Consider the following 13,997-nt stretch of genomic DNA (forward strand, 5'->3'; position numbering starts at 1 on the left):
AACAAATATATAACGATGAGACGAAAAATGCTATCATTTTGAATAAGGTGTTTTAGTTTTAATTATCGGCTAACCTTTATTTTGAAACGCCAGTGAAATATTCCACGCAAAACCCGCAAAATATTTTGACGCAAACCCCGCTAAGTTTTTTTACAAATTATTGACTACACGGTGAATATTATTTTTTAACGTTTTTGAATTGAAATTTATTAGCAAGCCTAATTTTAAACCCGATAATTTCAGATATGTAAGTAGTTGTGCATAATGAACAGGGGCAACGGATTCTACAGCTTTTACCTCAATTATTACTTTATTATTAACCAGAAGATCAATTCTATAACCAACTTCTTGTTTTACTTCCTTATATATAAAAGGCATTGGAACTTGTTGCCGAACAGAAAATCCTAATTCTTTTAAATCATAAGTAAGAGCGTTTTCATACGCAGACTCCAGCAAACCTGGGCCAATGCTTTTATGTAGCTCAATTGCTGCACCTATAATCTTGTATGATATATCGTTCTCGTTCATCAATTTTTATTTTGCGGATTTAGCGATTTTAATTTAGCGAGCTTTGCGTGGAATAAAGTTAATAAAACTCTTAACAAGGAAAAGTCTTCATTTCGTAAAAACGTTTATTAAACACGTATTTCATCGATAAAAAAAGGCAGACAAGTGTATTTTCTGTAATATTGTTACTATGAATCGTATCAAAGAAATAAAACCGAAAATTGTTCTTTTCCATCTTTTATTTTGGACAGGAGTGTGGTTTTTCTACTTTTATTTTTTCAGCTACAATTCAAACGATAATGTTTACATCACCTGGTTTTCGAGCTGTTTGCTGCCAGTTACAATGATGGTAACTTATTTTGTGGTTTATTTTCTGATTCCGCGTTACCTGCTGACCAAAAAGTACGGAAAGCTTGCGCTTTACAGTTTCTATACCTTTGTTTTTTCCGCCTACATCATTGTACTCGTCATTTACGGTTGCCTCATTTTTCTGCTTGGGTTTAATATTTCGATGATGCCACCCATGAGCAAGAATTTCCTTTTTATACTGCTTCTGGTTTATCTGGTTGCAGGCGTAGTGAGCTTTATTACCATACTCAATCATAATTTTAAAACGGCCTCGGTGAACAAGGAATTGCAAAACAAAATACTGGCAACCCAGCTTCAGTTAAAGGAGCAGGAATTGCATTACCTGAAGCGCCAGATTCATCCGCATTTTTTGTTTAACACGCTCAACACCATTTATGGTTTCGCTATCCGGCAATCGAAACAAACGCCTGAAATTATTTTGAAATTGTCGAATCTACTCGATTATATATTGTACCAGGTGAATAAACCAAAAGTGAGTCTGAAGGAAGAAGTGCTGCATATTAAGGAATACATTGAACTGGAAAAAATCCGGTTTCAGGATACACTGAAGGTTGAATTTTCGTCGGGTGAAATTGATGAAAAACTCCAGGTGGCACCCATGCTTTTAATTCCATTTGTGGAAAATGCATTTAAACACGGCACGCTGGAAGAAGGTTTTTTAACCATAAAAATCCAAATCTCAGTCTCGGATAATAACTTGTCATTTTCGATTGGAAATTCATTTCGCCAGTCAGATGACAAATCACAAAATGGAGGAATCGGACTGGAAAATATCCGTAAAAGAATGGATTTGAATTACAGGAATAACTATGAACTGAAAACTGAAAAAAAAGAGAACTGGTATTTGGTCAAACTGACAATTTTTGAAATTGAAGAACAGAATTTTAATATATAATTTTCTGACCCCACCTAACCTCCCCAAAGGGGAGGAACTGTCCCCCTCCGGGGGATTTAGGGGGTCAAAAAAAACTTTAAAAAGGCAATAAATTACTTTTGGTAACTCAAATGAAGATTAAGGAATGATAACGTTCAATAATGTTACTATTAGCTAATTAAAACTGAATGATGCAGAAAAAAATTCAAAGTCTGATAGTTGACGATGAGCGGGTGGCACGTGAAATTCTCGAAAGCCACCTCTCGAAAATTGAAGCCGTAGAAATTGCCGGCAGTTGCAAAAATGCGGTGGAAGCATTTAATATTTTGAGCAGACAGAAAATCGATCTTATTTTTTTGGACATCAACATGCCGGAGATTTCAGGATTGTCGCTGGCAAAGTCGATAAACCGGGATGTTAAAATTATTTTCACCACTGCCTATCGCGAATATGCCGTGGACGGATTCGACCTTCAAGCGGTCGATTATTTGCTGAAACCGATTTCTTTTGAACGATTGTTGCAGGCCATCAATAAATACCTGGATGAAAATACCCCGCTCCAAATCTCTGAATCAAACGAACTGGTACCCGAAAAAAGTGATTCCTTTTTTGTGCGTGCCGACCGGAAAATGATAAAAATTTGCCACTCCGAAATACTTTTCATCGAAAGCCTGTCCGATTATATTAAAATTCACTTAACCGATAAAACCGTTGTCACACGCGAAACCATTACAAGCATTGAGGCAAAACTTCCAAAGAATGAATTCATCCGTACCCACCGCTCTTTTATTGTTTCCATCGATAAAATCGATTCATTTACCTGCGAATTGATGGAAATCGGAAAAAAGCAAATTCCAATTAGCCGGAGTTACAAAAAGGAAGTACTTGAAACGCTTGAAAAATAACAGAACTAATCCTCTCATTCCCGATTTGTGTAAAGAGACGCAATTGTTCATTTTTTTTCAAATAGCTAAGACTGTAATTGTTACATCGCACTTTTCCCCGTAAAATTCAGTGTAATTTTATTCTGTTCAGGCATTAAACGAAATATTTTCTCGTTTTCAGGTACAGTAAAATAACCGGATGAAGCTTCCACATTGTAATTTACCCCACGAAACTGCATATCCGCTTTTCCAGGCTGAATCAGAATAAACGGAAGCTCTGCATTTTCGATGGTATTTAACTCCAGAAACCAATCCAGGTTTTCACTGCTTTCCAAAGTAATTTCCATAGTATTTTCATCCAGAAGAATATGGAAAATTCCTTGTCTGTCATTCAATTCCCAAAAAACTTTTAGTGTTCCGTTTTCCGGTTCAGTGGTTGTAAGCTTCTCCCCGTTCAATACAACTTCCTGCCCGTTTTTGGTTGCTTTAAAATAAAGCCCTCCTGTTTTTTCTGCAGAACTCCAGAAATAACCATCAACAAACGGAAGTGTAAAATAAAGGCACTGGTTGGAAGTTCCTTTTTCGGTTAAATAGGAAGATGCCATGTTTTCGTCAAACAGATGAATATCGCGGAACCAAAGAACGCCGTTGTCGGAAAGCAGATTGGCACGGTAAAACCGGCTGTTAAACCAAACGGTTTTTTTATGGCTCGCCGGCAAATCGTTCAAAACAGTCACCGAAGTGGCCGGCGTGGTTTTGTAATTTTCAGAAAACCATTTTCCCGATTGGGCCAGTGTTTCCACTTGTATTTTATTTTCATCGCGCAATTTTGCAATTAACGGAAGTTGAATTTCAAATCCTTTTTGCATGGCCTCCCATGTAAACGAATTTTCCTGCCCGGCCTGCACGTAAGCAAATTCAAGACTTTCACCTTCAACAAAATGGTTAAAATACCCGTTTACCCAGGTTGAGTCGCCTCCTCCTTTTTTATACACCGGTTCAAGCGAAACCACCCCCTGCCGGTTGGTTCCCAAACCGTTATCATACTGATGGATCGGGTCGCTGCCAAGCATCCTGAAAATGGGAACAGGAATTTGATTTTCGCTGTTTTGGGCGGGCATGTATGCATTTTTTTTGCTTGCATAATAGGCCTGGTTCCAGTAGCCGCCCCACAAGCTGTAACCATCGGTGCCCACCTGGTCTTTGCAATTACAGGAGGCCACAATCCCGTATTTTTCATACATGTAATTCAATGAATGCGCATCGATAAACCAACAGCCCACCGATTTTGGATAATATCCGAAAATTGCTTTAAAATCGGTCATATAAACATCCACCAACTTTTCACGTTCTTCAGGGGTATATCCGGTGGCAAAACCCACATCGGCATGCCAGTCCCACGGGTAGCGGCCACGCCACTCAAGCCCGGCATTTTCAACCAGTGGCTGCGGAATTTCAAACCAGCCCCCGATTTCAAAAACACTGTCGGGTAAACTTTTCAGCAGATTTTGATAGCGTGAATCCATCAATGCATCATATTGCAAAAGAAATGTTCCCCCCAAATCATATTGCTTCATCATTTCAATTTGTTTTACAACTGTTTGATAAAGCACATCCTCAGTAATATCTTTACTCCGCGGTTCCAATAGCCGAATAAAATTAATGATGTTCACAATCTTTGGTTCTTCATTTTCCTGCGCCGGTTTTGCTTCCTTTTGTTTTGGTGCCGAACATGAAAAAAGAAAAAAGAATGGTAAAAGAAAGCTTATAAAAGTTGGTACTGATTTCATTGTTGTTTTGATAAAAATTTGCGTTCAATTGATTTTTCAAGAATTCAGGCTCCGTTACTGTTTTATCTGAAAAGAATAGGAACCCGATGCCAGTTGAAGAATGATCTGTTTTCCGTCATTCTGGATTACTTCGATATTTTGATTTTCAGAAAGTTTCTGATTGTTTTCCCGTAAATCATTCGTTTTCAAAGTCAAAGTAGCCGTGCTGTTGGCCGGAATTTCAACATTGTACTCCACTCCTCTTCGTTGTTTTTCCCACGAAGAAACAATCTCCCCGTACGGACTTTTATGTTTGGCTTCAAATTGTTCGAGGTCCGGCACAAAATTGGGTTTCAGAATGATATTTTTAAAACCCGGCTGCTCTTCATCGGGAAAAATTCCACCCAGCGCCTTGTAGTACCAGGCATTTATTTCGCCAAACATAATGTGGTTCATCGAAATATCGCTTTCGGCATCCAGCGGCCAGTTTTCGAAGAAGGTGGTTGCGCCGTTCACAATCCACCAGCCCCAGGAGGGAAACGTTTCCTGCGCGGCCACTTCGTACGCCAGTTCGTGGTAGCCGTTTTCGCTTAGAGCATTTAAAATGGTTTTGGTTCCCAGCAGTCCCACGTCAATGTGTTTGTCGTCTTCAATGACTCGTTCTGCCAGGTTTTTAGCCACTTTTCCCCGCAACTCATCAGGTACAAGCCCCCAGTGCAACGCCACGCTCAGCTCGGTTTGCAGGCCGCTGCCATACATTCCGGCTTCCCGGTTGAGAAACTTTTCATTGACCGCCGTTTTTATTTTATTGGCCAGTGTAGCATATTTAGCAGCATCCGCGGGTTTTCCGAGCAATTTTGCGGCCTTCGAGAGAATAGTGGCATCCACAAAATAGTAGGCAGAAGAAGTAAGTTCTTTGGGCGAAACCGATTTCACCGGCACCCAATCGCCCAAACCCCAGTCGGTTATTCCCGATGGATAATTTTCGTCGATGTAATCCACGTACCGTTTGATGTTGTCGTAATTCTGCTCCAAAATTCGGGTATCGCCATAAAACAGGTAAATGTTCCAGGGAATGATGGCAATGGTACTGGTCCAGTCGGGACCATTAGCCCAGTGGTAGCCCCAGCCATCGGTGGGGATAATTGCAGGAAGCACGCCGTTGGGTTGTTGCTCGTCGCGGTGGTCATCTAACCATTTTTCATACACCGTAATTCCATCGTAATTGTACAAACCGGTTTCAATGGCAATGTGCGCATCGCCGGTCCAGCCGTTTTTCTCCCGCTGCGGACAATCAGTTGGATAACCAAACAAATTGGAGAGATAAGACGCATTGGCCGCTTCCCATATTTTATTCAGCGTGTTGTTCGACGAATGGATTTTCCCCACCGGCGGCACATCACTGTGCATAAAATATGCGGTCAGGTTTTCTTTTGTCAGTTCCAGCGGTTGGTCGGCTGTGACTTCCACATACTGAAAACCTTTGTAATTAAACCGCGGCATAAATTCGTCCTCTCCTTTTCCACTGAGAATAAAAATATCAGTTTGAAACGGGTCGGAATCGTCGATGGGTCGGTAGTGTACATCGATGTTCGACATGTCGGCACGACCAGCAGAATCAAGGCGTTCCACGTGTTTCAGGCGAATAGTGGTTCCCTCTGGTCCCGAAACTTTCATTCGGGTTACACCGGCCATGTTCCGGCCAAAATCGAACAACCATTTGTTTTCACCCTGCTTTTTCATCTCCACTGCCGGAATTTCGGTTACATTGCGGACTGGGTGCAGTACCTGCGCTGTAATGTTTTTCGACGGAGCGCCGGTATTTGTGGCGTTTCGCCAACCTTCGGCCTCAAAACCGGGTAAATCCCAGCCGAGTTGTTCGAGCCGGGCATCATAATGTTCAGCGGTGTAAATACTGTTAAAAATTAACGGACTGAGGGCTGTTTGCCAATCCTGACCGGTACTGATGGTTTCCACCGAACCATCGGAATAGGTAATGCGCAAATCCATACAAAATTTGGGGCGGGCGCGCCACGGTGCTTTATCGAAAAACCACACAGCAGTTGACTGATGGTTGTACCAGCCGTTGCCCAGCAATACACCAACGGCATTTTCGCCCTGCTGCAAGTTTTCGGTAACATCGTAAGTAACGTAAAGATTACGGCGGTCGAAACGGGTATAAGTCGGGTCGAGCCGGTGGTCGCCAATACGTTGTCCGTTTATGGAAAGTTCGTACAAACCGGCCACTGCAATGTATGCCCGTGCTGATTCAATTTTTTTGTTCGTGCTGAATTCTTTCCGGAAATACGGCGCCGGTTTCACATTGTAGTCGTGCGTATCGGTAATCCATTTCCCTTTCCAATTGGTCTGTTCTATCATGCCGGTTTCAAAAAAAGCAACCGGCGACCAGTCGGTCCAACTGCCGGTTTCGTCCTGTACCCGGACACTCCAGAAATAGCGGGCAAACGGTTGCAATTTCGGTCCGTTGTAAACCGCAGGAATAACTGAAGAATGGACAGTTCCTGATTCCCAGACATTGCCATCTCCTGATGCAACTTCGGCTTCTTCAGTTCCCACAACCAACTGAAAAGCCTCCTGCAAATAACCCGGTTGTTCCGACTGAACCTGCCAGATAAACCGCGGGTGGGTTTCATCGATACCGATGGGGTTTTGGAGGTGTTCACATTTAAGGTTTGTTACTTGGATTTGTGCTGAACTCTGAAAATTTAATAGTCCCAGCAAAAATAAAATGGGCAGAAATAGTTTGTTCATAACATGATTTTAAAAAAGTCAGGGCGAATTTACAGCAAAAACATAAAAAAGTCAGGGCGAATCACACAGAAAGTTTATTTATGGAAGATTTCCTATTTGAAGATAAAAAATAGCATTTTGTTTTTATGTATTTTTTCAGTTACATTTGAAAAATATGGTAAAAATTACAAACTTTCAATTATGACTGAAAAATATTCGACGATTTTAAATAATGCCAGTACTTATAATATTTGGGATGGAAAGCCTTTTTCCGAAGGATTTAAACGACATTTTTATCTTACAAAAATCAGAGACTACCTGGAAACCAAACTCATAAAAGTTTTAGTTGGTCAGCGCCGTGTTGGAAAAAGTTACATCCTCAGGCAAATTATAAATTACCTGTTTTTGGAAAAAAAAGTTCCACCTCAAAACATTTTTTATTTGAATAAAGAATATCTGATTTTTGATGAAATAAAATCATCCATTGATTTGGAACACCTGTTCACCCTGTTCAAAAAAAAATATGCACATCAGGGGAAAATGTATATTTTTTTAGACGAAGTTCAGAATATTGATGGATGGGAAAAGTTCGTAAATTCGTATTCCCAGGATTACACTTCAGAATTTGAGTTATTCGTAACAGGTTCAAACTCAAATATTCTCTCGGGAGAACTTTCAACTTTACTTTCAGGACGATTTGTTGAAATTGAAATTTTTCCGTTCAGTTACACTGAATTTATTTCGTTTAAAAATAGTGATGCAAATAAATCAAGTTACCTGGAATATTTAAAAACCGGTGGTTTACCGGAGTTGTTTTTTATTGAAAAAGAGGAAGTACACCGGCATTATGTCGATAGTTTAAAAAACACAATAATACTTAGGGATATTGCAGGACGACATACCATAAAGGATTTGCCACTTTTAGAGGAAATCTTTAAATTTTTAATTGTAAATATCGGCAACCTGACTTCATTTAGCAGTATTGTAAAATATTTCAAAAGCAAACAGAAAAAAACAAATTACGAAACTATTTCTTCTTATGTCGGGTATTTAAGAGATACTTTCATTTTACATCAGGTTGAACGTTTTCAAATTCGCGGGAAACAGAGTCTTGGTGGCGAATACAAATATTATCTGAACGATTTGGCCTTTAAAAATTACCTGTTCGGTTTTTTCCCTTCCGATGTAGGATATAATCTTGAAAATCAAATTTATATTCAACTAAAACAAATGGGGTTTCAAGTATCTGTAGGAAAATTGGATAACCTGGAAATTGATTTTGTTGCTCAAAAACCTGATAAAACGGTTTATGTACAGGTAGCTTACCTGCTAAACAGCCCAAAAGTTATCGAACGCGAATTTGGCAATTTATTATCGGTTAAGGATAATCATGAAAAGGTAGTCATTTCGCTAGACGATGTACGTTTTTCTGATTATGAAGGCATAAGGCACCTTCAGCCATGGAAGCTAAAACTATTATAAAAACTCCAGAGCCCCCTATTTTCACTCGACCCTGAACCTGTAATTTCCCGAACCGGTTTCTACTACCAACCGGTCATTCTCTTTTGTTATTTTATGAATTCCGGAAACGCCTTCCAAGTATGCATTGTTCTCCCAGATTTTTTCACTTCCCTCAAAAACCGTAACGTTTTCAATATCTGAAACCGGCAAGGCAACCGTTGCGGCGGTATTCATTGGAACCACAACCTCATGTGCAAATGAACCGTCTTCCTTTTTCCAGTTTGAAACCACTTTCCCCGCCACAGTTTCCACTGATGCATTCACAAAACCGAGGTCTTGCGGAACATGCGGTTCGATGTGGATTTGCCGGTACCCTTTTGTGGTGTTTCCTTCCATGGGCGATTGAATGCCGGCCAGAAACTTGTAAAAATATTCCGTAATGGAACCAAACATCTGGTGGTTATGCGAATTTTCGCCCGACCATTTTTCAAGCAACGTGGTGGAATTGTTTTCAATCCAATAGCCAAAGCTGGGCCAGGTTGTTTGGGTGGCCACGCTGTAAGCCAGTTCGTTTTCGCCTCCCTCAACCAATACCGGCCACAGGTATTTGGTACCAATGATTCCGGTATTCAGGTGGTCATCCCGCATTTTGATATCATCCACAATGGTTTGGAATACTTTATCGCGGTAACCTTCCGGCACCACATCACCCACAAGCGCCAGCAACTGGTAGGTCTGGTAAGTTTCCTCTGTTCCGTACAACGCAGTTTCCGGGTTGAAAAACTTCCGGTTAAAATGTTGTTTAATGGTGTCGGAAAGAGCACGAAAAGTTTCAGCATCTGTTTCAAAACCCAGTTCATCCGCAATTTGGGAAAGCAGCAGGCTGTTGTAGTAGTAATAAAAAGTGTTTACCACCGGGTGGTTTGGGCAATCGCTTTCTCCCGGCGCACACCACTCGCCCAGCGAATACCAGTAGCCATCGAAATTATCGATGATGAAAGGTTCAGACGGGTCTTCGTCTTTGGAGCCCAGGTTTTTCAGGTATTGCAGGTATTCTTTCATCACCGGGTAATGTTCTTCCAGAATCCGGGTATCGTCGTAATAGTGGTGCATCCACCAGGGAATGAGAATGTAGGCACTGCCCCAGGCCACGCCGCCGCCCATGCCACCCACCAAAACTGGTGAAGTGTTGGGAATACGGCCGTTTTCCTCCTGCGAATCGCGCATGTCGTTCAACCATTTGGTGTAAAACGGCGCCATGTGGAAATCGTGCATCGATGCTTCGGCAATCACCTGTCCGTCGCCGTTGTAGGCCCCTTTTTCGCGGTGGGGACAGTCGGTGGGGTAACTTTGCATGTTCCCCATTTGCGACCACACGCCGGCCCGGTGAATTTGATTCAGCAGCGAATCGGATGATTCAAACGTACCGTTTCGCTTGTTGGCCGAACGCACTACCCGACCTTCAACTTTCAGATATTCTGGGTTTTTATCATCGCTTGTGGTTACTTCAATGTAGCGGAATCCGGTGTAAAAAAACCGTGGTTCATACACTTCTGTTTCATTGCTTTTGAGGGTGTAATCTGTCCAGGTTTGGGCATGGTAATCGAATTTAGTACTCATTTTATCGCCTTCTTCCAGCGGTTTGGGAAACAGCGAGTCGTTCAGTGTTTCGGAACCGCGAATGCGGATGACCTGTCCGGGGGAGCCTTTTACTTCCAGCTTCCACCAACCCGCAATATTCTGTCCCAAATCAAACAGGAAAACGCCCGGTTCCGGGTTGGTTTCTTTTACCGGTTCCAACGTTTGGGTAACCTCAATGGCGGGCGTCAGTTGCGATTTCAAATTGCCGCCGGGTTCATTTGCAACAATTACCGGGTTCCAGCCAGCATCATCAAAATCTGCATCGGCCCAGCCAGGGACTTCTTTTTGAGCATCGTAATCTTCACCGCCGTATAAATTATTGAATGTAACCGGGCCATCTGTGGTTTTCCAGCTGTTATCAGAAACTATCACCTCGCTGCAGCCGTCGGCATAATCGATCATCAGTTGCATCCAGAGGGCCGGATTGCCAAACGAAGCGCCGCCACCTCCCCAGCTCCAGCGGCCTTCTGTTTTCCGAAAATTCCAGGCGCCGTTGCCCAGCATGGCTCCGGCTGTGTTAGTCCCGTTTTTCAGCAAATCGGTAACATCGTAAGTAGAATACAAAATGGTTTCGCGGTAATCGGTTACGCCGGGATCGAGCACGTGGTTGCCAACTTTTTGGCCATTCAGGTAGAATTCGTAAAAACCGGCAGCCGTAACATAGGCAACTGCCTGTTCAATTTCTTTTTCAACCTTAAATTGTTTGCGAAGTAGCGGACTGGCATCGATAATCTCATTTTGAGTTGTAATCCACTTTGCCGCCCATTCGTTTTTATTCAGGATGCCGGTATGGAAAAAAGCCGGTTCGCTCCAAACTGAAGTTTTGTCATCCAGCCACACACGCACCCGCCAGAAATATTTAGTGTTACTTTGCAGCGGTTTGCCGCTGAATTCAACATTCACGGTTTCGTCTCCGGAAATTTTCCCGGAATCCCAAACGGAACCGGTTTCATTTTCCGTTTCTTTTGCTGATTCACCAACAATTATCTGATATGCAGTTTGTTTTTCATCGCGCTCTTCAGAAAAAATCTTCCACGAAAAACGAGGCTGTTCCACATCCACGCCCAGTGGATTGGTGAGGTACTCGACGGTTAACTCCGAAATATTGGTTTTATGGTTTTGAACGCACGAGATTATAATAATTGCTATTAGGAAAAGGAAGTAAGTTTTTTTCATGTTTTTTCGATGTTTTATTTGATTCGGCCCTTAGCTGCAATTTTGTTTTTATATGATGCTTTCATTTCTTTCAATACCTGATAGTATCATATGATAGTATCAAAGTTAGTGATTTATTTGAAAAGAGGGCAGTTCCTGTTATCTGTGACTTTCATTCTTCACCAGTTCAAATGGCGTTAAATTCTCCACTTTCACCGTAAAATCCTCCGGCACATTCAGCGAATAGTGAACCTGATTATCGGCGTGTTTCCACTTCAGCTCAATCACCCCGTTGTCAACCGGAACGGAGCCGGAACATTCGTCCAGGCCGATGTCGGCAAACCGGATGGTTACTTCTTTTTCGAGGTAATCGATATTACTGATTCCCAACACATCGCGGTACAGAACATGCCCCAGATAGGAGGCAAACCCATGATTGCAACTGGCATGCGCACTCATATTTTCCCACAAGGTTCCGGTGATTTCCGCCATGGAATAAAAATAATCCTGGATTTCGTTAAGCAACTGACTTTGCAATCCGTACTTTGAAAGAATATCCATGCGCAGGTAATTGCCGATAAACGCATTGGCGCGAAAAACATTTGGATACGTTTTCGTGTCGTCGCGGTTGGGACCAAATTCGGTGGTTAGTTTTTTCCACAAATCCGGATGGGTTTTGGGTGAGGCTATGTTAAAAAAGAAAGCGTAATACTGGCACACCTCGGTTGTATTTTCGGTAACAATAAGCTCTTTGTCTTCACCGCGCACGACGTTATCCACAAAAAAATCGCCGTTAAACGATTGTTCCAGAATGGCTTGTTTCACCTTGCCGGCTTTATTTGACCACGTTTCGTTCTGATACAATTTGCCGGCTTTTTCCAGGGCGGCACTATAAAGCATGTTGGTGGGATAATTCACATCCTGCACAAAATCGTTGGCGCGCGACCATTCCACAAAAATCCAGCTATCCAGTTTTTCCAGCAGGCCGGATTTGTTTTCAAAGGCTTCGAAATAATCGAGCAACGCCGCAATCCGGGGCTCCAGCTTTGCAACCAACTCAGGGTCTCCACCCCTGCTGGCATAATCTTCAACCTGAACGATAAACCACATGGCCCAGTTAGGAATAAATACCCCGTCGTTGTGGTCGGCCGGATAGCACATGGGCAGCATGCCGTCGGGCAGAAACTGAAAACTATCGGCCAGCGCGTAGTTCTCATAAAAATTGTGGGCTACGTCCGATTTGCCGGTAAACCCTTTTTCCATGATGGCCATAAAATAACTATCGCACAGCCAGCCGGCCCGTTCGCGCGAGGGACAGTCCATGAAAATATCCACTGCATTTTGCCGGAAGGTTTGCCTGGCAGCATCGTAAATGGCGTTCAGTTTTGGATTGCTGCTGGCAAAAGTTGCCCGGGGATTGTCAGGATAGGCATACTCCCGGATGTAAACATCGTGAATGGTACAGCTTCCCTTCGTTACAACCGCTTTCAAATATTTGAATGTGTACGATTCAAAGGTCTCCAGGTTGTAAGTTCCCGGTTCCAGTTCGTAAACCACCTGGTTGTTCACGTCGGGCATCCGCTTTTTGGAATTCACATCGCCGTCGGTCAGTATTTCATCGAAATGGAAAATGATGGTGGAAGGCTCAGAACAGCTAATGCGGCTTCCGATAAATCCCGACAGGTTGGTGCCAAAATCGAAGGTAGCAAACTCATTTTCAGAAAGAGCAACCGGATTTTCCAAATATTTTTCTGAAACCTGCGTCATATTTTGGGTTGTCATTTCCTGCATCCGTTGCGAGGGCAAGACTTCGATTTCCGATTCCGGGTATCCTTTAAATTGCTCGCTGATGTTCACCAGCGACCGGTCCTTGTAATACCGTTCAGGTTTTTGAAAATCAACAGTTCCTTTGGCATAAATTTCATCAGGCTGTAAAGTTTCAAATCCGGGCATTAACAGGTTTCGCGGAATCAGTTGTCCTCCGGGCTGTTCCGCAAGTTTCACGGGAGTGAGCGGTACATCTGCCGACGTTTTCCAGTCATCAAAACCTTCGCCTAACCGGTAGTATTCGGTAAACGGGCGTTGAAAACTGTACCGTTCCACTTTCTGCAGGCGTTCTTTCAATTCAAATGCTTTAAATCCCGGGTCACTTCCGGTGGCCAGAACAATTTTCCCGTCCGATTCCAGTTCTGCCTGCAAAAACGAAGGCTGGTCGAGGGTGTAGAAGGTGTTCACATTGTAACCGGCCACTTCAATAGCCAAAACATTTTCGCCGGCTTTCGACACATCTCCGATGTCGTATTCATCTACCCGGAAAAAACCGTGGGCTGTCCGTGCCGGACCGTATCCCAGAAACTCGCCGTTCAAAAAAACACGGTAAAGTGTGGAGCCGGTTAACCGCAATGTAAATCCGCTGTTTTTTTCAGCCTGAAAAACGCCCTGAAACCCCAGTGTCAGGTTCATTTCTGTTTCGCGACCTTCGGCCCAAACAGGCACGGCTTCATTCATCAATTCCGGTTTGGAAGCGTCGGGGGATTTGCATGCCATCGCAAAAATTAAAAGTAGTACCGAAAGATTTTTCATCAT

The 13,997-nt window shown here is 42.8% G+C and carries 8 protein-coding genes; 3 read left to right on the forward strand and 5 right to left on the reverse strand.

Features of this window, described 5'->3' with window-relative positions:
• Positions 1–150: 150 nt before the first annotated feature.
• Positions 151–528, reverse strand: coding sequence for a GxxExxY protein (locus BUC07_RS02925; RefSeq protein ID WP_073165278.1), 378 nt, complete (start codon positions 526–528; stop codon positions 151–153).
• Between the two features lie 169 nt (positions 529–697).
• Between BUC07_RS02925 and BUC07_RS02930 the strand changes: the two genes are divergently transcribed.
• Together BUC07_RS02930 and BUC07_RS02935 are read left to right on the forward strand one after the other, a co-directional pair.
• Positions 698–1,771 carry a sensor histidine kinase gene (locus tag BUC07_RS02930; RefSeq protein WP_073165281.1) on the forward strand — a complete coding sequence of 358 codons (1,074 nt, stop codon included), beginning with the start codon at positions 698–700 and terminating at the stop codon, positions 1,769–1,771.
• A 167-nt stretch (positions 1,772–1,938) separates the two neighbouring features.
• The gene (locus BUC07_RS02935; protein ID WP_217652632.1) at positions 1,939–2,655 is read left to right on the forward strand and encodes a LytR/AlgR family response regulator transcription factor; all 717 of its coding nucleotides are present in this window, start codon (positions 1,939–1,941) and stop codon (positions 2,653–2,655) included.
• Between the two features lie 80 nt (positions 2,656–2,735).
• Here the strand turns inward: BUC07_RS02935 and BUC07_RS02940 are convergent, their stop codons facing one another.
• Positions 2,736–4,214 (reverse strand): hypothetical protein, encoded by a 1,479-nt coding sequence (locus BUC07_RS02940; protein ID WP_139279450.1) that lies wholly within the window; start codon positions 4,212–4,214, stop codon positions 2,736–2,738.
• A gap of 264 nt (positions 4,215–4,478) precedes the next feature.
• Positions 4,479–7,175: an alpha-L-rhamnosidase gene (locus tag BUC07_RS02945; RefSeq protein WP_073165292.1), complete on the reverse strand. Its 2,697-nt coding sequence runs from the start codon at positions 7,173–7,175 to the stop codon at positions 4,479–4,481.
• A gap of 180 nt (positions 7,176–7,355) precedes the next feature.
• Between BUC07_RS02945 and BUC07_RS02950 the strand changes: the two genes are divergently transcribed.
• Positions 7,356–8,636: an ATP-binding protein gene (locus tag BUC07_RS02950; protein ID WP_073165548.1), complete on the forward strand. Its 1,281-nt coding sequence runs from the start codon at positions 7,356–7,358 to the stop codon at positions 8,634–8,636.
• 21 nt (positions 8,637–8,657) lie between these two features.
• On the opposite strand, the gene BUC07_RS02955 is transcribed toward BUC07_RS02950, so the two are convergent.
• Both BUC07_RS02955 and BUC07_RS02960 read right to left on the reverse strand, forming a co-directional pair.
• Positions 8,658–11,432: a family 78 glycoside hydrolase catalytic domain gene (locus BUC07_RS02955; RefSeq protein ID WP_083578064.1), complete on the reverse strand. Its 2,775-nt coding sequence runs from the start codon at positions 11,430–11,432 to the stop codon at positions 8,658–8,660.
• Positions 11,433–11,570: 138 nt separating this feature from the next.
• Positions 11,571–13,997: an alpha-L-rhamnosidase-related protein gene (locus BUC07_RS02960; RefSeq protein ID WP_083578065.1), complete on the reverse strand. Its 2,427-nt coding sequence runs from the start codon at positions 13,995–13,997 to the stop codon at positions 11,571–11,573.

This window comes from Tangfeifania diversioriginum (assembly GCF_900141875.1).
Classification (GTDB): Bacteria; Bacteroidota; Bacteroidia; order Bacteroidales; family Prolixibacteraceae; genus Tangfeifania; species Tangfeifania diversioriginum.

Coding starts and splice junctions, on each gene's coding strand:
- BUC07_RS02960 (WP_083578065.1), bottom strand. CDS start 13,997: ATGATGAAAAATCTTTCGGTACTACTTTTAATTTTTGCGATGGCATGC.
- BUC07_RS02955 (WP_083578064.1), bottom strand. CDS start 11,432: ATGAAAAAAACTTACTTCCTTTTCCTAATAGCAATTATTATAATCTCG.
- BUC07_RS02950 (WP_073165548.1), top strand. CDS start 7,356: ATGACTGAAAAATATTCGACGATTTTAAATAATGCCAGTACTTATAAT.
- BUC07_RS02945 (WP_073165292.1), bottom strand. CDS start 7,175: ATGAACAAACTATTTCTGCCCATTTTATTTTTGCTGGGACTATTAAAT.
- BUC07_RS02940 (WP_139279450.1), bottom strand. CDS start 4,214: ATGATGAAGCAATATGATTTGGGGGGAACATTTCTTTTGCAATATGAT.
- BUC07_RS02935 (WP_217652632.1), top strand. CDS start 1,939: ATGATGCAGAAAAAAATTCAAAGTCTGATAGTTGACGATGAGCGGGTG.
- BUC07_RS02925 (WP_073165278.1), bottom strand. CDS start 528: ATGAACGAGAACGATATATCATACAAGATTATAGGTGCAGCAATTGAG.
- BUC07_RS02930 (WP_073165281.1), top strand. CDS start 698: ATGAATCGTATCAAAGAAATAAAACCGAAAATTGTTCTTTTCCATCTT.